Source organism: Paludibacterium yongneupense DSM 18731 (assembly GCF_000422925.1).
GTDB lineage: Bacteria > Pseudomonadota > Gammaproteobacteria > Burkholderiales > Chromobacteriaceae > Paludibacterium > Paludibacterium yongneupense.
Genome location: NZ_KE383957.1, coordinates 385,842 through 409,306, shown reverse-complemented (window position 1 = coordinate 409,306; position 23,465 = coordinate 385,842). Strand labels below are relative to the sequence as shown.

Below are 23,465 nucleotides of genomic sequence, written 5' to 3'. Positions count from 1 at the left end.
CCGGAAGTGATTCCGGACCCTCGTCGGCCGTTTTCATGACGAAAGGATTTCGATGTACGCACAAGCCGCCAGCACGTTTACCACCCTGCGCGACCTGCTGCGCTTTGCCGTGTCGCGCTTCAACGACGCCCAGCTCAGCTACGGTCACGGCACCAGCAACGCCTATGACGAGGCCGCCTACCTGCTGCTATCCACGCTGAAGCTGCCCATAGACCAGCTGGACCCCTACCTCGACGCACGCCTGCTGCCGGACGAGATACACGATGCGGTCGACATGATAGAGAAGCGCGCCGAGCAGCGCATTCCGACTGCCTATCTGACGCACGAGGCCTGGCAGGGCGAATTCAGCTTCTACGTCGATGAGCGGGTACTCGTCCCGCGTTCGTTCATTTTCGAGCTGCTGGGCGCTCCACTGTCGCCATGGATAGAGCATCCCGAACTGATACACAGGGCACTCGATCTGTGCACCGGCTCTGGCTGCCTGGCCATACAGATGGCGCACCACTACCCGGATGCGCATATCGACGCGGTCGACATCTCGCTCGATGCGCTTGAAGTCGCCGCGCTCAACGTCGAAAACTACGGGCTGGAGGACCGCATCGAACTGATCCATACCGATATGTTCAGCGGCCTGGAAGAACGCTATGACTTGATCATTTCCAACCCGCCTTACGTCGATGCAGATTCGGTGGATGAATTACCGGCGGAATACCTGCACGAGCCGGAGCTGGCACTGGGTTCCGGAGAAGACGGCCTCGATGCGACGCGCGAAATATTGCGCCGGGCGCCGGAATTTCTGAACGAGCACGGGGTGCTGCTGGTCGAAATCGGGCATAACCGCGATGTACTGGAGGCCGCCTTCCCGCACCTGCCCTTCGTCTGGCTGGAAACCAGCGGCGGAGACGGCTTCGTGTTCCTGCTTACCCGCGAGGACCTGGTCGACTGATGCACCGCGGGTCGCGCACGCGACCCGCGTTCAAAGCGGCAGGCAGGGAACCTGCTCGTCCACCCAGTCAAGCAAGTGCTTGGATGACACCGGGGGCGAAATCGCATACCCCTGCCCCGACGAGCAGCCGATTTCCAGCAAGCGATCCCAGATCGGCTGGCTTTCCACGCCTTCCACCACCAGGGTGCGACCGCTGTAGTGCGCAAAGGAGATCATGCTGCGAATGATGGCCTCGTTGCCAGGCGCCTCCAGCAGCATGCGCACGAAGCGCTGATCGATCTTGATGGTATCGAACGGCAATTGTTGCAGATGAACCAGCGACGATGCGCCGGTACCGAAATCGTCCAGCGCGATCGAAATGCCGATATCGCGACAGCACTCGAGCTTGTACACGATATCCTCGGCCTGCTTGAGCGAAACCGACTCCAGTACCTCGAGTTCCAGATGGCCGTCCGGCAACGGGTAGCGCATGATCAGCGATTGCAGCCGGGGCAGGAAGGTTCCGTGCTGCAAGGTCACCGCAGACAAATTGACGCTGACAGGGATCGAATGCCCGAGCGTCATCCATTCATGACAATGACGCAGGGCTTCGCCCAGCACCCACCAATCCAGTTCGCGCATCAGATCGGTCTGCTCGATCGCAGGGAAGAACTGCCCGGGCGCCATCAACTTGCCGTCGCGCCGCCAGCGCACCAAGGCTTCCACTCCGCTGATGCGATGGCTCTTGAGATTGATCTTGGGCTGGTAAAACAGTTCCAGCTCATCATTGGCCAGCGCATCGGCGAATGCAGCTCGCAATTGGTACAGACGATGGATTTCCTGGTCCATCGTCTCGTCGTAATAGCAGTGCTGCCCGCCGCCGGCATCGCGCGCCCGGATCAGCGCGAGGTCGCTGCGCCGCATCAGGGTCGATGCGTCGACAACGTTGGCACCTTCCAGTGCAATGCCGATGCTGGCCTTGAAACTCACTCGCTCACTCTTGCACAGCACGGGCTCGTTCATCGCGGCAAGCAGATCGATGACCAAGCGCTCGATTTCGCCGACATTATCGGTGCAGGCAACGAAGCGCGCCGCACCGACCCGGCCCATGCTCCCCAGCGGCAAGGCCAGATGGCTCATGCGCAAGGCAACTTCGCGCAAAATGACATCGCCCGATTCGTGGCCCAGCCGGGCGTTGATTTCGTGGAAGCCATCGATGGCCAGCGTCACGACCCCGATGCGCGCGCCCTCGCCGCTGCGCATCATCTGCAGACCGATGCGCTCCTGCATCAGCATACGGTTAGGCAGTCCTGTCAGCGGGTCGTGCTGAATCAGGAACGCAAGCTCGGTCTCGGCCTTCTGGCTGCGCTCCAGCGCTTCCTGGCGCTCGAGAGCATGACTGATCTCGCTGCCCATGGTGCGCACCAGACCGACCTTGGCATCATCGAAGAAATTGCGCTCGTAGGCATACAGCACCAACACGCCAACGGCCCGGCCCTGAATCGTCAACGGGGTGGACAGCACGCTCTGGATATGCTCGTTCAACAACAGCTCATGCCAGGGCGCAAGACTCTCGCTCTGGCTGACGTTATTGATGACCTGCGGCGCCAACGAACGGATCGCGCGTCCGGTCGGGCCGCGTCCCGACGCCAGGGCGACATCGACAGAGACATCGAGTTTTTCGAGAAACGCACAAGAGGTCTGCCCCGCCATCGCCACTTTGCGAACCTGCTTGCTGTCTTGATCGATCCAGCCTATCCAGGCATGGCCGAAACCGCCTTCTTCGACACAGATGCGGCAGATGGATTGAAACAGCAGAGAGCGGTCGGTGGCATGAATCAAGGCCAGGCTGACGCCGCTGAGGGTCGCGTACAGACGTGCGGTCGCACGCGCCGGACCCGAAGCCGCCACCGCGTCCTGATAGCCCTGCAACTGTAGCAACAAATCGAGTGAAACGCGCTTGCGCAAGGCCTCTTCCAGCGCCTTGCTGACATGACTGATCGCACCAAGCGCCTCGACCGCCTCCAGCATATGCGACAAGAAGTGTTCGTAGGCACCTCCCAGCCACACCAGGCTGATGCCAAGCCGATGACAGCGGCGGCCTTGCGCCATCGCACGCTTGACATCGCGCGAATCCGGAGCGCGGGTCAGCATGCGCTCGAAGTAGGTCAGCTGGCTATCGATCAATCGGTCGGTGCGACTACCGGAACGGGCGGCAAGAACATCGCTGCTATCGGGATGGTGCAGCAAATGCCAATACAGCTGCTTGCCGAGAACGGAGCGTCGGATAAGCAGACGCGGCGCGTACCGTGACAAAACAGCAAAATGCTCGGGGCCGACCCCTACAAAGCGGCACAACGGAGCGAGAAGCTCGGCATTTCCCTTAGACATTAAAAACTAGCCCGTGTGGCACCATTATTGTCGTCGCCAGTCACGCTGGCGCCTGCTGCCGCGACCGAAAGCAAGACATCCGGCCGCCTGAAATTATTGCAACAAAGGCTATCAGATTGGCAGATTGATTGCCATATTGATTATGGTCTTTGATAACTATTTTCTAATAAAAGTTTGATCCGGACGTACACGGCCGTGCGTCCCTCCCCTCCGAGCGCGAGTTGGACACGAAACGCTCCGCTTCCCCCCGCCTCTGCGCACGCTTGATGCCGAAGTGAGACACCGCAAGCCTTGCTCGGCGACGGCGCGATTTGACACAAAACGCACACAAAATCACCGCATTGACAACAAATGCAATCAAAAGTAGCGGCAACCGATCAATGCTGCGCTGCACTTGATCGTTTGTCGGCGATCGGGCACGCCTATAGTCGCCACGACCCCGGCGATGGGAGCGCCTTTTGGCACCCGGGCTACGCGCGGCCGGAACCTCGAATTGACAGTCTAACCGACGCGGCATAGCATGAATTTTGAAATCGCCTTTCATTATGTGGAATTTAGTGCGATTTATTCCCCGTACACCCGATCATGTCGCGAACTGACAGGACAGAACAATGATGGACCCGAATACCCCGTCACCGACTTTGCTCAAGATGGAAGGCATCGTCAAACGCTTCGGCAGCCAGACCGTCGTCAACGACGTCAGTCTCGACCTGCCCGCAGGAAAAATCGTCGCCCTGCTCGGCGAAAACGGAGCCGGAAAATCGACTTTCATCAAGGTTCTGGCCGGCGTTTACAAAAACGACGGCGGCCGAATCCTGTTCAAAGGACGCGAAATCGCCTCTGCCGCCGCGCTGCACACCCGCGGCGAACAGCCGATCTCCTTCATTCATCAAGATCTCGGCCTGATCGAGTGGATGACGGTCGCCGAGAACATGGCCCTGATCATGGGCTTTCCGCGCCGCTTCGGACTCATAGACTGGGCAACCGTGTCGCGCAAGGCTAGCGAGGCATTGGCCGAAGTCGGCATCGACCTGGATCCGCAGGCGCGGGTCTTCGAATTGTCGCGCTCGGAGAAATCCTTGCTGGCCATTGCCCGCGCCATTGCGGTAGACGCCGAAGTGCTGGTACTGGACGAGCCAACCGCCTCCCTGCCCGCCGACGACGTACGGCACTTGTTCACCGTTCTGCAACGGCTGCGCGAGCGCAAAGTGGGCATGATCTACGTGACCCACCGCCTCGACGAAGTCATGGAAATCGCCGATGAAATATGCGTGATGCGCGACGGTTTTCGCGTCGCAGGCGGAGCCATCTCCCAATACACCATGCAGACCCTTGTCGGCGCCATCGTCGGCGGCGAGCCCCCCGCCGATCTGCGCCGCCCGACCCCCGAACGCGCCCCCACTCTACTGCGGCTGGAGCGACTCGTGGTCGGCGACACCGGCCCCGTTTCGTTTTCCTTGCGCCGTGGCGAGATGCTGGCCCTGGCCGGATTGCGTGGCGCAGGGCAGGAAGAAATAGGACGCTGCCTGTTCGGCATGCGTACCGCCGCGCACGGCAACATCGTTCTGGACGAGCGTCGCCTCTCCCTGCATTCGCCACACGAAGCGATACAGGCCGGCATCTCGCTCGTCGCCGGCGACCGTCTCGGAGAGAGCCTGGTGATGTCGATGTCGGTACGTGAAAACCTGGTGCTGAACCCCTGCACCCTCGGGCACCCCGCCCTGTCCGCCTACGGCACGAAGCAGGAAGCGCGTTCGGCGACAGAGATGGCGGAGCGCTTCGACGTCCGCCCGCGCAATGTCGAGATCGATGTCAGCGCCCTGTCCGGCGGCAACCAGCAGAAAGTCGTCATGGCACGCTGGCTGAATATGGCCACGCCCTTGCTGATCCTCGAGGATCCGACGGCGGGAGTCGACGTCGGCGCGCGCAGCGACATCTACGCGATCCTGAATCAGGCACTGGACAACGGCATCTCCATCATCGTCGTGTCCTCCGACTTCGAGGAAATCGCACTGATTTGCGACCATGCGCTGGTATTCAATCGCGGACACGTGGTGGGGGAGCTGTGCGGCGACGACGTCAGCTTCGCCAATCTGCTCGAGCTGGCCTGCGCCGGCGGCGTTGCCGCCGCCGAGGCCGCGTAGGACATGTAAACGGACCAGGCGTGCTTCGCCCCATTGCAAGAGGAGTTCAAGGTGTCAAAAACATCGGTCAAATCGACAGCACTCGAGAAAAACGTCATCCCGGCACGGGATGGCTGGATGCCATGGGCCAGTGAAATGGCCTCGCGCTACAGCTTGCTGCTGCTATCCGTCATCTTGCTGTTGCTGTTCGCACTCACCACCCCATCCTTCGCTTCGATGCTGACGATGCAGGCCATTCTCGCCAGCAAATCCAAGATCGCCTTGCTGGCGCTCGCGGCCACCATCCCGATGATCGTCGGCAAGATCGACCTCAATGTCGGCTTCGGCATCGTACTGTGGCATATCCTGGCGATCAGTCTACAGGTCAAATACGGGCTGAGCTGGCCGCTGGCGATCGCCATCGTCGTGGCCCTGTCTGCCGTCTACGGGCTGCTCAACGGCATTCTGGTCGCGCTGGCCGACATCGACAGCTTCGTCGCGACCCTGGGCTCCGGGACGGCGCTATATGCCGTCGCCCTGTGGTACTCGGGCGGCAGCCAGATCGTCGGCAATCTGCCGGATGCCTTCGTGGCTCTGCACCATACCGAAATCGCCGGCATTCCGGTAGCGGCGTTCTACGTCTTGTTCGCTGCAGTAGGCCTATGGTTAGTGACGGAGCACACCCCGCTCGGGCGCTGCATGTACGCCATCGGGGGAAACCCGACCGCCGCCCACCTGAACGGCATCCCGGTCACCCGCTACATCATCGGCAGTTTCATCGCATCGAGCGTGCTGACGGGCATCACCGGCGTGCTTGTCGCCGCCGAACAAGGCGTGGGACAGGCCAGCGTCGGCATGGATTTCCTGCTGCCGGCCCTGGTCGGCGCCTTCCTTGGCAGCACCACCATCAAGCCGGGGCGCGTCAATGTATGGGGCACCGTGGTCGGCGTCGCCATCCTCGCCATCGGCATCGCAGGCATCCAGCAATTCGGCGGCGCCTTCTGGGTCGAGCCGTTGTTCAACGGTGCCACCCTGTTGTTGTCGATCACCTTTGCCGGCTACGCCCAACGGCGCCGCCTGCTGAGTCAGAAGTCCGTACAGAAAGCCACGACCAGGAAAAGCAATCCGTCAAACAATTCCACCCCCCACACCACAGAATAAGGAATGACACCATGCAACGCTCGCTCGTACTGACATCACTCGTCGCAGGTTTGTTTCTCGGACAGGCCGCACATGCCGACGCCTTTCTGGACCAGGCGCGTGCCGTTGTGGCCAAGGCCACCGCCCCGGCCAAAACCTGGGACGGGCCGACCAGCGGACCGACGCTGCGCCACGGCGTCTCCGTCATCTATATCGCCTCCGATATGAAAAACGGTGGCGTCCTGGGGGTCGAACAGGGACTGGCAGAAGCCGCCAAGGTCGCGGGATGGAAGCTGGACGTTCTTGACGGCGGCGGCTCGGTCAAGGACCAGTTGGCCGCCTTGAACCAGGCTATCGCCAAAAAGCCGGCCGGCATCATCATCGGCGGCTGGAACCCTAACGTCGCCAGGATCGCACTCAAGAAAGCCGCCAGCCAGGGCATCGTACTGATAGGCTGGCACGCCGTACCGAAGCCGGGTCCGGTCCCGGAGTATGGCATCAGCTATAACGTGACGTCGGATTCGAACCAGGTCGCCCGGACAGCGGCCATGTTCGCCGTCGCCAAGTCCAACGGCAAGGCCAAGGTCCTGATCTTCACCGACTCGCTCTACCAGATCGCGATGGACAAAGCCAATGCAATGAAAGCGATCATCGAGAAGTGTCGCGACTGCAAGGTGCTGGAGATGATAGACACCCCGCTGGCCGACACCTCGAACCGCATGCCGCAGATGACGTTCAGCCTGCTGCAGAAATACCATGACGACTACCAGTACTCGCTGGCCATCAACGACCTCTACTTCGACTTCATGAGCGCCTCGCTGCAAACGGCAGGCAAGGCCAAGGGGGGGACGCCGTACAATATTTCGGCCGGAGATGGCTCGGTCACCGCCTATCAGCGCATCCGCAACGGCGACCATCAGCTGGCCACCGTCCCGGAGCCTTTGCACCTGCACGGCTGGCAACTGCTCGACGAGATGAACCGTGCGCTGAGCAAGGCCGCCCCGTCCGGCTATGTCACCGCCCCCCATCTGGTCACGCACGACAACGTCGCCTTCGATGGCGGCAGCAGTAATGTGTACGATCCGCAGAATAATTACCAAGGCCACTACAAGGCCATCTGGGGCGTGAAATAAGACACCCGGCCCACTGTGCAGACCATCGCGCGGCGGGCCGCCACGGGAGAAAACATGAGCATTCAGATCGACGACCCCGGGTTCGCGGTCTTGCTGCGCGACGACAGCCGCCTCAGTTGCCTGGGGTCGCCCGCCATCTGGGCGGAAGGACCCGTCTGGCTGCCACGCGAGGACGCCGTCGTCTTCAGCGATGTCAAAGGCTGCCGTCTGTTTCGCTGGTCGCGCGACGGCAGCATCAGGCTGTGGCGTCCGGCATCGAACTTCAGCAACGGCAACACGCTCGACCGTCAGGGCCGGCTGGTCAGCTGCGAACATGGACGCCGCGGGATCAGCCGCACCGAGCACGATGGCAGCATCACCCTGCTGGTCGACCGCTTCGATGGCAAGCGCCTCAATTCGCCCAATGATATCGTCGTCAAATCCGACGGCAGCATCTGGTTCACCGACCCACCCTACGGCATTATCGGCGACGAGGAAGGCTTCCGCGCGGAAAGCCAGATCATAGGCTGTTATGTTTACCGCTACGATCCGCAGAGCGACGAACTCACCGCGGTGGCAACCGACACGCAACGACCCAATGGGCTGGCGTTTTCGCCCGACGAAAGCCTGCTATACGTCGCGGACATGTCTATCGTCGATTTCCCTAGGCACGGACGACGCCACCTGCTGGCCTATGATGTCGTGGACGGCAGCAGGCTTGCCGGGCAACGGTTTTTCGCGCGGATCGAGCCGGGCATTCCGGACGGCTTCCGTGTCGATCACGCGGGCCGCGTGTTCTGCAGTTGCGAAGACGGTATCGTCGTTCTCGCCCCCGACGGACGACGGCTGGGCAAGATTCCGGTCCCCGAGCGCGTCTCCAACTGCACATTCGGCGGCCCGGAGCAGGATGAACTCTTCATTACGGCGACCCGTTCGCTCTACCATATCCGGCTGGCCACCCGCGGCTGCCAGTACTCGCACTTGCTTTAAAAAAACACCCGCCGGATGGCGGGTGTCTTTTCGTTTGGCGCTGACGGTCTCTCGCCGGCGCTTGACAGAAACTTTCTCCAGATGGAATATCTTCAGCCCGCACTTAACCGGATACCGGCCATGACAGCGAACTTGTCCGACTGGACTGCACTGGAACGCGCAGCGCGCCAGGCAGCAAAGAATGCCTATGTTCCCTACAGCCATTTTGCCGTGGGCGCGGCCATCCTGACGGCAGACGGCACGCTCTACAGCGGCTGCAACGTCGAGAACGCCTCGTTCGGCCTGACAAACTGCGCCGAGCGCACCGCGATTTTTACGGCGCGCGCACAAGGCGGCATGGAAGAAATCGCCGCCGTCTGCGTCTACACCCCGACCCCCGAGCCGACCACGCCCTGCGGCGCGTGCCGCCAGGTACTCAACGAGTTCGGCCCGGCAATGCGGGTGCGCCTGATCTGCGACGGCGACGCTGTCATCGATACCACACTGGACACCCTGCTGCCCGGCGCGTTCGGCCCGAAAAACATGGCCGAACACCGGGCACGCTCGGAGTAAGCGTCAGCCCACCCACCTGCGGGCGGTGGCGAACATCCGGAACCATGCTCCGTTTTCGCCCCAGCCCTCGGGATGCCACGAGTTCTGCACGGTACGGAACACCCGTTCCGGATGCGGCATCATGATGGTGAAACGGCCATCCGCCGTCGTCACGCCGGTCAGACCGGCGGGCGAACCGTTCGGGTTGAGCGGGTAGGTTTCGGTCGGGCGACCTTCGAAGTCGATGAAGCGCAGCGCTGGAATCGGTGACGCGCCGGAAGACAACACCGCGCGCCCTTCCCCATGACTGACGACCACCGGCAACTGGCTGCCCACCATGTCGGACAGGAAGATGGACGGCGACGGCATGACTTCGACCATGCTGAAACGCGCCTCGAACTGCTCGGACGCATTGCGGTGGAAGCGCGGCCAGGCTTCCGCTCCCGGAATGATGGCAGACAAATTGGACATCATCTGGCAACCATTGCACACCCCCAGCGCGAAGGTATCGCCGCGGCCAAAGAAGCGCTCGAAAGCCTCGCGCGCGCGCGAGTTGAACAATACGCTCTTGGCCCAGCCCTCGCCCGCACCCAGCACGTCGCCATAGCTGAAACCGCCGCAGGCAGCCAAACCCTGGAACGTCTCCAGCGCGACGCGCCCGGAGATGATATCGCTCATATGCACGTCGAAGGCATCGAAGCCCGCGCGATCGAATGCGGCCCCCATCTCGAGCTGCCCGTTAACGCCCTGCTCGCGCAGAATCGCGACGCGCGGCCGCGCACCGACATTGATGAAAGGCGCGGCCGGGTTATCGTGGACGTCGAAGCTGAGGTCGGCATACAAGCCGCGCGCCCTGGTGTCCGACAGCAGCAGGTACTCACTGTCGGCGCAGGCCGGATTGTCGCGCAGACGCTGCATGCGGTAGCTGGTTTCCGACCAGGTGCGCTGCAGCTCGCCGCGCGAAACGTTGAACAGTTCTTCGCCGCGGTGCTTGATGACCAGGCGGTCGCGGCCGTCGACGCGGCCCAGCACGAACAGCTCGCGGCCGATGCCGGCCTTCATGAAGCGCGCGATCACATCGGCGGTATTCGCCTTGCGCACCTGCAATACCGCGCCCAGTTCTTCATTGAACAGCACGCGCATGATGCGGCCGTGAAGCGCCGCCTCGTCGGTCGACTGCACATAGTCGTCGACAAAACGCTGCGTCTTCTGACGGTCGATGACCATTTCATGCAAGTCGACGCTGACGCCGACATGGCCGGCGAACATCATCTCGGCCAGCGCGGCGAACAGACCGCCATCGGAGCGGTCGTGATAGGCGAGCAACAACCCCTCGCTCACCAGCGACTGGACGATATTGAAGAAAGCCACCAATTGCTCGGGGCTCTCCACGTCCGGCGCACGACCATTCATCACACCCCAGACCTGGCCGAAAATCGACCCGCCCAGACGGCAGCGTCCATGGCCGAGATCGATGAAAATCAGGTCGGAGTCCTTGTTTTCGGTCAGCGCGGGCGTTACCGTGCGCCGCACGTCGTCGACGGCGGCAAATGCCGTAACGACCAGCGACAGCGGTGCGGTAACCGATTTCTGTTCGCCGCCATCCTGCCATACCGTCTTCATGGACAGCGAATCCTTGCCCACGGGGATGCTGACGCCGAGATCGATGCACAGCCGCGACACGGCATCGACCGTATCGTACAAGCGGGCTTCCTCGCCCGGGTGTCCGGCCGGGGCCATCCAGTTGGCGGACAGTTTGATCGCGTCGATGCGGCCAACGCTGGCGGCGGCAATATTGGTCAGCGCTTCGCCGACCGCCATGCGCCCGGACCCGGCGGCATTGAACAGCGCCGTCGGCGAACGCTCGCCCATGGCCATCGCCTCGCCGCGATAACCGTCGAAACCCATCGTCGTCACCGCCACGTCCGCCACCGGCACCTGCCAGCGGCCGACCATCTGGTCGCGCGCCGTCATGCCCCCCACCGAGCGATCGCCGATCGTGATCAGGAAAGACTTGTCGGCCACGGTCGGGTGACGCAACACGCGCATTGCCGACTCTTGCAGCGGATGGCGCGAAGCATCGAACAGGCGGCACTCGGGCTCCTGATGGGTCACATTGCGCACCATGCGCGGCGGCTTGCCCAGCAGCACGTCCAGCGGCATATCGACAGGATCGTTATCGAAATGGCTGTCATGCACGCGCAGACGACCATCATCGGTGGCGACGCCGAGCACCGCATACGGGCACCGCTCACGCTGGCACAAGGCATCGAAGCGCTCGCGATCCTGCGGCAGGATGGCGAGCACATAGCGTTCCTGCGCCTCGTTCGACCAGATCTGCAGCGGGCTCATGCCGCTCTGCTCGAGATTCACCTCGCGCAGCTGGAACACCGCGCCGCGGCCCGCATCGTTGACCAGTTCCGGGAACGCATTGGACAGACCGCCGGCACCCACGTCGTGAATCGACACAATGGGATTGTTCTCGCCCATCTGCCAGCAACGGTCGATCACCTCCTGGCACCGGCGCTGGATTTCGGGGTTGCCGCGCTGCACCGAATCGAAATCGAGATTTTCGCTGTTGGCACCGGTATCCATGCTCGATGCCGCCCCGCCTCCCAGACCGATCAGCAGGCCGGGACCGCCCAACTGCACCAGCAGTGCGCCTTCGGGAATCACATCTTTCTTAAGCTGCCGGCCCTGGATGTTGCCCATGCCGCCGGCGATCATGATCGGCTTGTGGTAACCGCGCATCTCGCCGTCGACCATGTGCTCGAAAGTGCGGAAATACCCGGCCAGATTCGGGCGGCCGAATTCGTTGTTGAAGGCGGCGCCGCCGATAGGGCCTTCCAGCATGATCTGCAGCGGCGACGCGATGCGGCCCGGCCGACCGTATTCGGCGCGATCGGCGCTGAAGACCTCCCACGGCTGGACAAAACCCGGGATATTCAGGTTGGATACGGTGAACCCGGTCAGGCCTGCCTTGGGCCGCGAACCGCGGCCGGTGGCGCCTTCGTCGCGGATTTCGCCACCGGAGCCGGTGGCGGCGCCGGCAAAGGGCGAAATCGCGGTCGGGTGATTATGCGTCTCCACCTTCATCAGGATATGCGTCGGCTCGCTGTGGAAGGCGTAACGGTGGCTGTCGCTCTCGGGGTAGAAACGACCGATGGTCGCCCCCTCGATCACCGAGGCGTTATCGTCGTAGGCGACCAGGGTGCCTTGCGGGTGCGCCTTGTGCGTGGCGCGGATCATGCCGAACAGCGAGCTGTCGCGCTCGCTGCCGTCGACGATGAATCGGGCATTAAAAATCTTGTGGCGACAATGTTCGGAGTTGGCCTGCGCAAACATCATCAGTTCGACATCGCTGGGATTGCGCCCCATACGCGTAAAACTGGCAAGCAGATACTCGATTTCGTCTTCGGACAGCGCCAGACCAAGGGTCGTATTGGCCGTCTCCAGTGCGGCGCGACCGCCTTCGAGGATATCGACCGTGGCCAGACTCGCGGGGGCGAGATGCGAAAACAACCGTTCGGCGTCGTCCAGAGAAGACATCACCGTCTCGGTCATGCGATCGCACAGCAGCGCCGACAGGCGGCGCCGCTCGTCCGGAGAAAGCGGCGTCGAACGGCTGACCCAGTAGGCCGTGCCGCGCTCGATGCGCTCGATGCCGGGAAGGCCGCAGTGGCGGGCGATATCGCTGGCCTTGGACGCCCACGGCGACAAGGTTCCGAGCCGCGGCGTCACCAGGAACAACTCGCCTTGCGGCGCCGGCACGGCGGGCGCCTCGCCATACGTCAGCAACCGCGCCAGGATGTCTTCCTCTCCCGTGCTCAGCGGCGCAGCGCTCTCGACAAAGTGCCAGAATTCGGCGACCAGGGAGAGCCCGCCGAGGCCGGCGTCGTTTGCTGCGGCAAGGAGTTTTTCCAATCGGAACTGTGACAGGGCAACACCGCCCCGCAGCTTGAGAACGTGAGACATTCAGCACCCGCGACAAAAGTATCAGGAAAGCGCGTCATAATACAGGAAAACCGCTTCAATTTTAAGACGCGCCCGTATTCCGTGCGTAACAAATCAGTTATCCTGATCCGGCAGTGCCCTGTAAACCTTACCGGCATTCCGCCACACTCGCTAGGAGCCCAGCATGAAAAAGATCGAAGCCGTCATCAAGCCATTCAAACTCGATCAGGTGCGGGAAGCCCTGTCGGACATAGGCGTCAATGGACTCACCGTCACCGAGGTCAAAGGCTTCGGCCGACAGAAGGGACATACCGAACTGTATCGCGGCGCCGAATATGTCGTCGACTTCCTGCCTAAGGTAAAGGTCGAAGTCGTGCTGGCCGACGATCAGGTCGAGCGCGCGATCGAAACCATCATCGCCGCCGCACGCACCGGAAAAATCGGGGATGGCAAGATTTTTGTCACCCCGGTCGAGCAGGTGGTCCGCATCCGCACCGGCGAGACCGACGAAGCCGCCATCTAAACAAAAACGCCGCCCTTCGGGGCGGCGTCGCAGTCGGATCGCTGACTCGCGTCAGTTCCAGAACTTCCACCACGGCAAGCTTTCCACAGTCCACGGCCGGTTCAGATAGGCACTCTTCGGATAGTTCAGCGCGAGCACGCGGCGGGAGTCGTCCGACAGTTTGATCATGCCCAGTTCGTGATAGGCCGACGTCATCAAGGCCAGCGCTTCTTCCGGGTAGCGCGTATTCGGATAGTCGCGCAAGACGGCCTGGGCGCGATTGGCAGCCGCGATGTAATCGCCGCGCTTCATGTAGTAACGCGCCACGTGCATTTCGTGCCCGCCCATGGCGGTGACCAGCTCAAGCAGTTTGGCCTTGGCATCGTCGTAGTATTTGCTGTCGGGGAAACGGCGAACCAGTTCGCTAAAGGCGAGAAAGGATTCGCGCTGCGCCTTCGGGTCGCGTTCGCTCATGTCCTGGCCGCCCCACTTCGCCAGCGCGCCGCCGTTGCCGTCGTTGAAGTAGACCAGACCTTTGAGGTAGTAGATGTAGTCGATGTTCGGATGCGTGGGGTGCAGCTTGATGAAACGATCACAAGCCGCCACCGCCAATTCCGGCTCATTGTCCCGATATTCGGTGTAGGCGATGTCCATCTGCGCCTGCTGCGCGTATCGGCCATAGGGGAAACGGGCCTCCAGCGTTTCGTAGAGCTTGACAGCACGGGTATAATTACCGCTGTTCAACTCATCATGGGCTTCTGCATACAGCCGCTCCACGGTCCAACCACGCGTTTCGTCGTAGGTGTCCGGGGTGGCGCAGGCGGATAGTCCAAGCACAACCAGCATTGCAACCACGTATCTTTTCATGACCGATCCTTATTTTGATTCCGAGGATTATAGCGACATCTCGGAAAACGAGATATCCACTCCTCACGAGTTGGACATCCCCCTGTCTTTGGGCAGCGAACGGCTCGACGCCGCGCTGGCCCGGCTGCTGCCCGAATTTTCGCGCAGCCGCCTTGCCCAATGGATCCGCGACGGACATGTTCTCGTCGACGGCAAACCCGCCCAACCCAAGCTCAGACTGCAGGGCGGCGAAAAGCTCAAGGTCGACGCCATCACCGGCAACGAACAGATGGCGTTCGAACCCGAGGCGATGGACCTGCCGATTATCTACGAAGATGAGCACATCCTGGTAGTCAACAAACCGGCCGGGCTGGTCGTGCACCCGGCGGCAGGCAACTGGAGCGGCACCCTGCTCAACGGCTTGCTGCACCACTGCCCCGCACTCGGACAGCTGCCGCGCGCCGGCATCGTACACCGGCTCGACAAGGATACCAGCGGTTTGATGGTCGTCGCCAAAACCTTGCCCGCCCAGACCGAGCTTGTCCGCCAGTTGCAGGCGCGGACCGTCAGCCGGATCTACCGCGCGGTGGCCGATGGCGTGGTGCCCTTCGACGGCACCATCGACGCCAACATCGGCCGCGATCCGCGCAACCGCCTGCGCATGGCGGTGCTCAAGTTTGGCGGCAAGCCGGCGATCACCCACCTGCGGGTACTCGAACGCTACGCGAGCCACAGCTATATCGAGTGCAGGCTTGAAACCGGGCGCACCCACCAGATCCGCGTCCACATGCGCGAAGCAAACCATCCGCTGGCCGGCGATTCACTTTACGGCAAGCTGCGCGCCAATGCCATGCCCGAGAACGTGCTGACAGCCATCCGCCAGTTGAACCGGCAAGCGCTGCACGCCTATCGCCTGTCGCTCAGGCACCCGGCCAGCGGCGAAGAAATGAGCTGGTGCGCGCGCCTGCCGGACGATATGCGCACGCTGTTGTCCGCCCTGCGCGGCGACGCGCCCGAACGCGCCTATGTCGCGGGCGAGGTCGGCCCGGACGAGGACGACGACGACTGGAACGACGACGATTTCGACGTCGAGGTGCATTATGTCCGCGATTGAGGCGTTTCAGGCCGACTGGCCGGCTCCCGCGCGCGTCCGCACCCTGATCACCACGCGCGCAGGCGGCGTCAGCGCCGCCCCCTACGCCAGCCTCAACCTCGGCGACCACGTCGGCGACGACCCGCTCTGCGTCGCCGCCAACCGCGCCCGCCTCGCAGAGCGCCTGCCGGCGCCGCCGCTGTGGCTCAAGCAGACACACGGCACCACCGTGGCCGATGCCGATCTCGACCATGAGAGCGCGCCCGACGCCGATGGCGTCGTCGCACGCCGCGCCGGCCGCGTTTGCGCGATCATGACGGCAGACTGCCTGCCGCTATTGCTCTGCGACCGCTCGGGCAGCATCGTTGCCGGCGCCCACGCCGGCTGGCGCGGGCTGTGCGAAGGCGTGATCGAGGCAACCGTCGCCGCGATGGAGCGTCCGACCGGCGAAATCATGGTCTGGCTCGGTCCGGCCATCGGCCCCGACGCCTTCGAAGTCGGCGCCGAAGTCCGTGCGGCCTTTGTGGAACGCGACCCGGCCTGCGCGGTCGCGTTCACCGCCATCGGCGCGGACAAGTATCTGGCCGACATCTACCGGCTTGCGCGCCTGCGCCTGGCGGCACTGGGCATCGAGGCGGTATGGGGCGGCGACAGCTGCACCGTTATCGAGCGCAACCGTTTCTTTTCCTACCGCCGCGATGGTCGTACCGGACGGATGGCCAGCCTGATCTGGCTGGCCGACTGAGGGCGGGCGGCCCATGCGGGCCGCCCCTGTTGCGCCGAAGACTCACCCCTCTGCACCGCCGCTGCGGCACCCGACATCCCCATGCAATTTTATATTGTGTCAAGACTTGCCCTCGCACGACTTCACCCCTAGAATTTGTCCCGAATTGCAATAACAACAATAGATGTTGTGGTCACCCATGCCATCACTGCACTAATGGATTGCACCCATGCACCGTTCGCGGGCAAGGGAATGCCGTAAAAACGAAGAGGAAACCATGTCCCAGAACCATCCCGCAGGGCTGTCCGCCGGCATCACGACGAGCGACGTCACCCACTACCAGACCATTCGCCGCAACGGCGCGGTTGTGGCATTCGAACCCGCCAAAATTTCGGTCGCCATGTCCAAGGCCTTCCTCGCCCTGGCGGGACAGCAGGGCACCGTCAGCACCAGCATCCGCGACAAGGTCGCCCAGCTGACCGAGCAGGTCGTCGGCGCATTGATGCGACGCAAACCGGCCGGCGGGGCGATCCACATCGAAGAAATCCAGGACCAGGTCGAACTGTGCCTGATGCGCGCCGGCGAACATGACGTGGCGCGAGCCTACGTGCTCTATCGCGAGCAGCGCAGCCGCGAACGCGCGGCGCGCGGCGAAGAACTCGCACGCACCGACCTTCACATCCGCGGCAAGGACGGCGCGCTGCGGCTCCTCGACGTCGCCCGCCTGCGCGCCCGGATCGCCTCGGCCTGCCAGGCCCTGCCCGGCACCGATGTCGACGCCATCCTCGGCGAAACACTGAAAAACATCTACGACGGCGTCCCGGTCGAAGAATTGAACAAGTCGGCCATCCTGGCCGCGCGCGCGATGATAGAACAGGATCCGGCCTACGACTATGTGACCGCTCGCCTGCTGCTCGACAATGTGCGCCTGGAAATCCTCGGCGAGGACGTCAGCCACGAGGAAATGGCGACCTGCTACGCGCGCCACTTCGCCGACTACGTCAAAAAGGGCATCGCCGCCGAACTGCTCGACGAACGACTTGGCGAATACGATCTCGCCCGCCTTGGCGCCGCGCTCGACGCCAGCCGCGACCTGCAGTTCGGCTATATCGGCCTGCAGACGCTGTACGACCGCTATTTTCTGCACATCGACGGCCAGCGCATCGAATTGCCGCAAGCGTTTTTCATGCGCGTGGCCATGGGCCTCGCCCTGGACGAAGTCGACCGCGAGACCCGTGCCATCGAGTTCTACGCACTGCTATCCTCCTTCGACTTCATGTCGTCGACCCCGACACTATTCAACGCCGGAACGCGTCGCAGCCAGCTGTCTAGCTGCTATCTGACGACCATTGCCGACGATCTCGACGGCATCTACGAAGGCATCAAGGAAAACGCCCTGCTGTCCAAGTTTGCGGGCGGCCTCGGCAACGACTGGACCCCGGTGCGCGCGATGGGCTCGCATATCAAGGGCACCAACGGCAAATCGCAAGGCGTCGTCCCCTTCCTCAAGGTCGTCAACGACACCGCCGTCGCAGTCAACCAGGGCGGCAAGCGCAAGGGCGCGGTCTGCGCCTACCTGGAAACCTGGCACGCCGACATCGAAGAGTTTCTCGAGCTGCGCAAGAACACCGGCGACGACCGCCGCCGCACGCACGACATGAACACCGCCAACTGGATTCCGGACCTGTTCATGAAACGGGTGATGGAAGGCGGCGACTGGACCCTGTTCTCGCCGTCCGAGTGCCCCGACCTGCACGACCTCTACGGTGCCGCCTTCGAGAAGCGCTACCGCGAATACGAGGCGATGGCCGAGCGCGGAGAAATGGCCGTCAGCAAGCGCCTGCCCGCTCTCAGCCTGTGGCGTAAGATGCTGACCATGCTGTTCGAAACCGGGCACCCGTGGATCACGTTCAAGGACCCGTGCAACATCCGCAGCCCGCAGAATCATATCGGCGTCGTGCACAGCTCGAACCTGTGCACCGAGATCACGCTGAACACCAATGCCGACGAAATCGCAGTCTGCAACCTGGGCTCCGTCAACCTCGCGCGCCACATGAAGGACGGGCAACTCGACGGCGCAAAACTCGGCCGCACCGTGCGCACGGCGATGCGCATGCTCGACAATGTGATCGATATCAATTTCTACCCGGTGAAGAAGGCGCGCAACTCCAACCTCAAGCACCGCCCGGTAGGGCTCGGCATCATGGGCTTCCAGGACTGCCTGCACCAGATGCGCGTCGCCTACGGCTCGCAAGAAGCCGTCGAGTTCGCCGACATCTCGATGGAACAGGTCGCCTACCACGCTTATTGGGCGTCGACCGAGCTGGCCGCCGAGCGCGGGCGCTACCCCTCGTACAAGGGCAGTCTGTGGGATCGCGGAATTCTGCCGCACGACAGCATCAACCTGCTGGCGGCGGAACGCGGCGGCTACCTGGACATCGACCGCAGCGAACGCCTGGACTGGGCCGCACTGCGCGAGCGCGTACGCACTCACGGCATGCGCAACTCGAACTGCCTGGCCATCGCACCGACAGCCACCATCGCCAACATCGTCGGCGTCTCGGCGTCGATCGAGCCGACGTTCCAGAACCTGTTCGTCAAATCCAATCTGTCGGGCGAGTTCACCATCAGCAACGAATACCTGGTGCGCGACCTGAAGAAACTCGGCATCTGGGACGAAGTGATGGTGTCCGATCTCAAATACTTCGATGGCAATCTTGCGCGCATCGACCGGGTGCCGGCCGAATTGAAGGCCATATACGCGACCGCCTTCGAACTGGATCCGATGTGGCTGGTCGAGTGCGCATCGCGTCGACAAAAGTGGATAGACCAGGCGCAGTCGCTGAATCTGTACATGGCAGGCGCATCGGGCAAGAAGCTGGACGAGCTGTACAAATTTGCCTGGACGCGCGGCCTGAAAACCAGCTACTACCTGCGCACGCTGGCGGCGTCCAATGCCGAAAAATCGACCGGACGCGGCGGCGAACTCAACGCCGTACCGGTGGCGGAAGCCGCGGCAGCGGCCGAAGCTGGCATCCCGGCCACCGACGCCCGCTTCTGCAGCATCGACAACCCCGATTGCGAAGCCTGCCAGTAAGGCAGCCCGCCATCCCCAACCCCCGAGGAAAGACCATGAGCGCCAGCGTGTATTGCTCTCTCAATGCCATACAGCCTTTGCCGCGCGGCGATAGCCCGCCGCGCGCGTCGGCGCCCGTGCTCATCCTCCGTCAGACCGCCGTCGTGCCGGGCGCCTTGCGCGCGCGCGCCGACGCGGCGGTCGAGACGCGTGAAACCGAATCCGCACCGTCCTGAACGGACGCCCCTACCGGAGCCTTAGCCCCATGCTGAATTTCGAAGATCCGCGCGCCGAAGTCGCCGCGGACGCCACCGAGTCCCGCGTCAACGTGGCAGACAAGCGCATCATCAACGGCCAGACCGACGTCAACCAGCTGGTCCCGTTCAAATACAAATGGGCCTGGGAAAAATACTTGTCGCAGTGCGCAAACCACTGGATGCCGCAAGAAGTGAATATGCAGCGCGACATCGAGCAATGGAAGACCGGCCAGCTCAGCGAGGACGAGATGCGCCTGGTCAAGCGCAACCTCGGCTTTTTCGTCACCGCCGACAGCCTGGCCGCCAACAACATCGTCCTCGGCACCTACCGTCAGATCACCGCCCCCGAATGCCGCCAGTTCCTGCTGCGCCAGGCCTTCGACGAAGCGATCCACACCCACGCCTACCAGTACATCGTGGAAAGCCTGGGCCTGGATGAGGGCGAAGTGTTCAACGCCTACAACGAGATCAAGTCGATCCGCGACAAGGATGCCTTCCTGATCCCCTTCATCAACGTGCTGACCGATCCGCAGTTCAAGACCGGCACCACCGAGACCGACCAGACCCTGCTGCGCTCGCTGATCGTGTTCGCCTGCATCATGGAAGGCCTGTTCTTCTACGTCGGCTTCGTGCAGATTCTGGCGCTGGGCCGCCAGAACAAGATGACCGGCGCCGCCGAGCAGTACCAGTACATCCTGCGCGACGAGTCCATGCACTGCAATTTCGGCATCGACCTGATCAATACCGTCAAGCTGGAAAACCCGCAGCTGTGGACCGACGCCTTCAAGGCCGAGATCACCGACCTGTTCAGCCATGCCGTCGAGCTCGAATATGCCTACGCCGAGGACACCATGCCGCGCGGCGTGCTCGGTCTGAATGCCGCCATGTTCAAGGAGTATCTGCGCTTCATCGCCAATCGCCGCATGCAGCAGATCGGACTTGACCCGCTCTTTCCCGGCGTCGACAATCCCTTCCCGTGGATGAGCGAGATGATAGATCTGAAGAAGGAAAAGAACTTCTTCGAAACCCGCGTCACCGAATACCAGACCGGCGGGGCCCTGAGTTGGGATTGATGGCTGCCGGAACCCGGAAAACTTGAAATCTTGCAACCAACGTTTGCGGGTTTCCATAGCCCGAGCAAGCAAAGGCCCTGCGCTGCAGGGCCTTTGTCATGCCCGCGGACGGCGAGCGTTGATACGCCCGTCGCGCGCCGTGCTCCTTTAGCGAATCCCATTGCCCCGGGCCCGGTGATGTGACTGAATTTATTAGCGCCGCCATGACGGCACACAGAACGAATCGCCTGTTGCTCGCCCTGCTGCTGCTCGGGCTGAGTGTATGGGCGGGATGCGCAGTGGCTGCCGGCAAAGGACTGGACGTCGGCCAGCTCGGGGAAAAGCCGGTTTCGCTTACGGAGTACTTCGCCGTTCTGGAAGACCCGAAAGCCGCCCTGTCTTTGCTTGATGTGCAAAAGCCGGAAATCGCATCGCGGTTCAAGGCCGAGCCCGCGTCAGCATCGGGCGTCGACTTTGGCGACTCGTGTTCGGCTTTCTGGCTACGACTGACACTGCGCAACAACGCCAGTCATTCCACGGAAAGCGTTATCGACTTTGGAAAATCAAAGATCGGCACCGTCGTTTTTTATTATGAAGATGAAAACGGGGTGTCGCGCAGCGTCACGACCGGCATATCGCTGCCATTTGAAACACGTCCCTACAACCATCGAAATCTGGTCTTTCCGGTAACGCTGGCCGCGCACCGCGCCCAGACGTATTATTTTCGGCTTCAGAGTGCCGACCCGGTTCGAATCCCCGTACGCATGCGCATTTTGACGTCGACAGCGTTCCATGAGTACGAGGTAAGGGACTACCTTGGCCACGCCTGGTTTTTCGGCATGGCATGCGCGATGATTGTTTTCAATCTGCTGCTCGCGCTGATCCTCCGCGACACGGTCTATTTGCAGTATGTCGGCTTCGTCTTCTGCGTGACGCTCCAGGCGGCGGCCGAAACGGGGATGGGGTTTCAATTTTTATGGCGGGACTCGCCTCGTGCAGACTTTCTGGCTATGCCTGCGCTGGTGCTGTCATCGCACCTGGCCCTGATTTCTCTCCTGCGGCGCATGGTCGATACGGCCAGGATCATGCCACGCTATGACCGCGTGCTCGTAGTCATCTGGTATATCCATTTTTTCGTGCTGATTGCCGTCGTCTGTTCCTATCGGATTTTCGGCCTGTTCAACCTGCTGGTGCCTGTCGTGATGACGGCAGCGCTCGTGGCCGCCTTGCTGGGCATCCTCAAAAAGGAGCGCGGCGCGATTTATTTTCTTGCGGCATTCATCGGCCCCATTGCCGGGGCGATCGTGAATAGCTCCCATGCTTCCGGCCTCATGCCGATAGACATTCCGCCAGAGACCCTGACCGAGGGAGGGGCCGTCTTCGAGATGATAATGCTGGCCTTTGCCTTAGCCGATCGATACAAGCAGTTTCGTCAGGAAAAAGACCGCGCTCAGAGAGAAACGATCGAAGCCCAGGCACAACTGAATTCGAATCTGGAATGGCTGGTCGAAATACGCACGAAAGAATTATCCGAGAGCAACAAAAAACTGGAACACCTGTCTGTGACCGACAAGCTGACGGGGCTCAGTAACCGATTGAAACTGGAACAGGTCATCGAGGATGAGTTGAATCGAAGTCGGCACCATTCCAGCCTCTTTTCGCTGGTGCTTATCGACATAGACGCGTTCAAGTCGGTCAACGACACCTACGGACATCCGATCGGAGATCAGGTGCTGATCGAAGTCGCCCGTCTTTTGCTTGAAGGGGTGCGCGAGGCGGATTGTGTCGGCCGCTGGGGAGGTGAAGAGTACCTGATCATATGCCCGGACATGGATGCCGGAGAAGCGGCGGCATTGGCCGAGACATTGCGGCGGAAAATTGACGCGCATGCCTTTGCTGTCGTCGGAAACAAGACCTTGAGTTTTGGCGTATCCGGCTACAGGAACGGGGACACCCCTGCCCGTATCATGAAACGGGCGGACGATGCTCTCTATCGGGCCAAAAAAAATGGGCGAAACCGGGTCGAGTCAGTATGATCCCTTCAACCGCGGAGGTTTTCGGGCATGAAAATGAGGCCCGCCCGCTACCCCATTCATTCAACCGTAGGGAACGTGCGCCTTCAGCGAACACCGCCAGCGCCATTTCGACAGAGCATGCCCCCTCTTGTTGCCGCCGACCGAGACCGGCGATGGCAATGGATGCCCGGACACGCATGAGCGGCTTGGCACGGGAGTCATGGACAGGCGGCGCCGGCTCTGGGTGCCGGCCCAATGAACACCGGCGTTGAGGCGCAGGCCTCCATACATGCAAGGGATTTCGATTCATGCCGGACCAATCGCCAGCAGCCCTTATCCAAAAGCAGCTCGATGCATACAACGCCAGGGATATTGAAGCCTGGCTGGCGACGTATGCTCCGGATGCCGAGCACTACACCCTTCATGGAGAACGCTTTGCGCGCGGGCATGGCGAAATGCGTTCGCGCATGATGACCCGCTTTTCCGAGCCCGACCTTGAGGCAAGGCTGATGAACAGAACGGTCATGGGTTCCATTGTCGTCGACCTCGAACTCGTCACCCGCAATTTCCCGGAGGGGCGCGGGACAATCGAGATGCTTTGCGTGTACGAGACGCGCGATGGACTCATACAAAAAGCCTCGTTCGCAACCGGGCAGATCACCCTTGCTCAAAACTGAAAGCCGGCAGTCGCCCCTCTATTGCGCCCGCACGGCCGGGTAGTGATGCGCCCCCGC

General features: G+C 62.0%; 17 protein-coding genes. 14 read left to right on the top strand and 3 right to left on the bottom strand.

All coding sequences use genetic code 11. From position 1 onward, the window contains the following. Positions 1 to 52: 52 nt before the first annotated feature. The gene (gene prmB / locus G520_RS0116340; RefSeq protein ID WP_028536580.1) at positions 53 to 946 is read left to right on the top strand and encodes a 50S ribosomal protein L3 N(5)-glutamine methyltransferase; all 894 of its coding nucleotides are present in this window, start codon (positions 53 to 55) and stop codon (positions 944 to 946) included. 30 nt (positions 947 to 976) lie between these two features. On the opposite strand, the gene G520_RS23230 is transcribed toward prmB, so the two are convergent. After that, positions 977 to 3,316, bottom strand: coding sequence for an EAL domain-containing protein (locus tag G520_RS23230; RefSeq protein WP_084637679.1), 2,340 nt, complete (start codon positions 3,314 to 3,316; stop codon positions 977 to 979). A gap of 611 nt (positions 3,317 to 3,927) precedes the next feature. On the opposite strand from G520_RS23230, the gene G520_RS0116330 reads away from it, so the two are divergent. The 5 genes from G520_RS0116330 (at position 3,928) to G520_RS23225 (ending at position 9,233) form a co-directional block, all read left to right on the top strand. Next, entirely contained in the window at positions 3,928 to 5,460 is a 1,533-nt protein-coding gene (locus tag G520_RS0116330; protein WP_211222859.1) for a sugar ABC transporter ATP-binding protein, read from the top strand. Positions 5,461 to 5,511: 51 nt separating this feature from the next. Then, on the top strand, positions 5,512 to 6,600 hold the full coding sequence (locus tag G520_RS0116325; protein WP_028536578.1) for an ABC transporter permease: 1,089 nt from the start codon (positions 5,512 to 5,514) through the stop codon (positions 6,598 to 6,600). A gap of 11 nt (positions 6,601 to 6,611) precedes the next feature. Then, on the top strand, positions 6,612 to 7,712 hold the full coding sequence (locus G520_RS0116320; RefSeq protein ID WP_028536577.1) for an ABC transporter substrate-binding protein: 1,101 nt from the start codon (positions 6,612 to 6,614) through the stop codon (positions 7,710 to 7,712). A 54-nt stretch (positions 7,713 to 7,766) separates the two neighbouring features. After that, a complete protein-coding gene (locus tag G520_RS0116315) occupies positions 7,767 to 8,681 on the top strand; it encodes an SMP-30/gluconolactonase/LRE family protein (RefSeq protein ID WP_051229469.1) in 915 nt (304 codons plus the stop codon). A gap of 120 nt (positions 8,682 to 8,801) precedes the next feature. Continuing rightward, positions 8,802 to 9,233 (top strand): cytidine deaminase, encoded by a 432-nt coding sequence (locus tag G520_RS23225; protein WP_051229468.1) that lies wholly within the window; start codon positions 8,802 to 8,804, stop codon positions 9,231 to 9,233. Between the two features lie 3 nt (positions 9,234 to 9,236). Here the strand turns inward: G520_RS23225 and purL are convergent, their stop codons facing one another. Beyond that, positions 9,237 to 13,187, bottom strand: a complete 3,951-nt coding sequence (purL, locus tag G520_RS0116305) for a phosphoribosylformylglycinamidine synthase (protein WP_028536575.1) — start codon at positions 13,185 to 13,187, stop codon at positions 9,237 to 9,239. A 163-nt stretch (positions 13,188 to 13,350) separates the two neighbouring features. Here purL and G520_RS0116300 point away from each other — a divergent pair, with 163 nt between their 5' ends. Continuing rightward, positions 13,351 to 13,689 carry a P-II family nitrogen regulator gene (locus G520_RS0116300; RefSeq protein ID WP_028536574.1) on the top strand — a complete coding sequence of 113 codons (339 nt, stop codon included), beginning with the start codon at positions 13,351 to 13,353 and terminating at the stop codon, positions 13,687 to 13,689. Between the two features lie 51 nt (positions 13,690 to 13,740). On the opposite strand, the gene G520_RS0116295 is transcribed toward G520_RS0116300, so the two are convergent. Beyond that, positions 13,741 to 14,535 (bottom strand): outer membrane protein assembly factor BamD, encoded by a 795-nt coding sequence (locus G520_RS0116295; RefSeq protein WP_028536573.1) that lies wholly within the window; start codon positions 14,533 to 14,535, stop codon positions 13,741 to 13,743. Between G520_RS0116295 and rluD the strand changes: the two genes are divergently transcribed. The 7 genes from rluD to G520_RS0116260 all read left to right on the top strand — a co-directional run bounded on the left by rluD (position 14,534) and on the right by G520_RS0116260 (position 23,408). Continuing rightward, positions 14,534 to 15,628, top strand: a complete 1,095-nt coding sequence (gene rluD / locus G520_RS0116290; protein WP_028536572.1) for a 23S rRNA pseudouridine(1911/1915/1917) synthase RluD — start codon at positions 14,534 to 14,536, stop codon at positions 15,626 to 15,628. The genes G520_RS0116295 and rluD overlap by 2 nt on opposite strands. Beyond that, a complete protein-coding gene (gene pgeF, locus G520_RS0116285) occupies positions 15,615 to 16,352 on the top strand; it encodes a peptidoglycan editing factor PgeF (RefSeq protein ID WP_028536571.1) in 738 nt (245 codons plus the stop codon). The genes rluD and pgeF overlap by 14 nt, the downstream gene beginning before the upstream one ends. 256 nt (positions 16,353 to 16,608) lie before the next feature. Then, positions 16,609 to 19,428: a ribonucleoside-diphosphate reductase subunit alpha gene (locus tag G520_RS0116280; protein WP_028536570.1), complete on the top strand. Its 2,820-nt coding sequence runs from the start codon at positions 16,609 to 16,611 to the stop codon at positions 19,426 to 19,428. A 35-nt stretch (positions 19,429 to 19,463) separates the two neighbouring features. Further along, positions 19,464 to 19,643, top strand: a complete 180-nt coding sequence (locus tag G520_RS0116275; RefSeq protein ID WP_028536569.1) for a hypothetical protein — start codon at positions 19,464 to 19,466, stop codon at positions 19,641 to 19,643. Between the two features lie 29 nt (positions 19,644 to 19,672). After that, positions 19,673 to 20,737, top strand: a complete 1,065-nt coding sequence (locus tag G520_RS0116270) for a ribonucleotide-diphosphate reductase subunit beta (RefSeq protein ID WP_028536568.1) — start codon at positions 19,673 to 19,675, stop codon at positions 20,735 to 20,737. Positions 20,738 to 20,916: 179 nt separating this feature from the next. Continuing rightward, positions 20,917 to 22,752 carry a sensor domain-containing diguanylate cyclase gene (locus G520_RS23220; protein ID WP_156876998.1) on the top strand — a complete coding sequence of 612 codons (1,836 nt, stop codon included), beginning with the start codon at positions 20,917 to 20,919 and terminating at the stop codon, positions 22,750 to 22,752. 287 nt (positions 22,753 to 23,039) lie between these two features. Then, positions 23,040 to 23,408, top strand: a complete 369-nt coding sequence (locus G520_RS0116260) for a nuclear transport factor 2 family protein (protein WP_028536567.1) — start codon at positions 23,040 to 23,042, stop codon at positions 23,406 to 23,408. Positions 23,409 to 23,465 lie beyond the last annotated feature (57 nt).

Excerpts from the sequence above, each read along its gene's own strand:
- G520_RS0116270 (WP_028536568.1), top strand. The coding sequence starts at position 19,673 with ATGCTGAATTTCGAAGATCCGCGCGCCGAAGTCGCCGCGGACGCCACC.
- pgeF (WP_028536571.1), top strand. The coding sequence starts at position 15,615 with ATGTCCGCGATTGAGGCGTTTCAGGCCGACTGGCCGGCTCCCGCGCGC.
- purL (WP_028536575.1), bottom strand. The coding sequence starts at position 13,187 with ATGTCTCACGTTCTCAAGCTGCGGGGCGGTGTTGCCCTGTCACAGTTC.
- G520_RS0116330 (WP_211222859.1), top strand. The coding sequence starts at position 3,928 with ATGATGGACCCGAATACCCCGTCACCGACTTTGCTCAAGATGGAAGGC.
- G520_RS0116315 (WP_051229469.1), top strand. The coding sequence starts at position 7,767 with ATGAGCATTCAGATCGACGACCCCGGGTTCGCGGTCTTGCTGCGCGAC.
- rluD (WP_028536572.1), top strand. The coding sequence starts at position 14,534 with ATGACCGATCCTTATTTTGATTCCGAGGATTATAGCGACATCTCGGAA.
- G520_RS0116275 (WP_028536569.1), top strand. The coding sequence starts at position 19,464 with ATGAGCGCCAGCGTGTATTGCTCTCTCAATGCCATACAGCCTTTGCCG.
- G520_RS23230 (WP_084637679.1), bottom strand. The coding sequence starts at position 3,316 with ATGTCTAAGGGAAATGCCGAGCTTCTCGCTCCGTTGTGCCGCTTTGTA.
- G520_RS0116320 (WP_028536577.1), top strand. The coding sequence starts at position 6,612 with ATGCAACGCTCGCTCGTACTGACATCACTCGTCGCAGGTTTGTTTCTC.
- G520_RS0116295 (WP_028536573.1), bottom strand. The coding sequence starts at position 14,535 with ATGAAAAGATACGTGGTTGCAATGCTGGTTGTGCTTGGACTATCCGCC.
- G520_RS23225 (WP_051229468.1), top strand. The coding sequence starts at position 8,802 with ATGACAGCGAACTTGTCCGACTGGACTGCACTGGAACGCGCAGCGCGC.
- G520_RS0116280 (WP_028536570.1), top strand. The coding sequence starts at position 16,609 with ATGTCCCAGAACCATCCCGCAGGGCTGTCCGCCGGCATCACGACGAGC.
- prmB (WP_028536580.1), top strand. The coding sequence starts at position 53 with ATGTACGCACAAGCCGCCAGCACGTTTACCACCCTGCGCGACCTGCTG.
- G520_RS0116300 (WP_028536574.1), top strand. The coding sequence starts at position 13,351 with ATGAAAAAGATCGAAGCCGTCATCAAGCCATTCAAACTCGATCAGGTG.
- G520_RS0116260 (WP_028536567.1), top strand. The coding sequence starts at position 23,040 with ATGCCGGACCAATCGCCAGCAGCCCTTATCCAAAAGCAGCTCGATGCA.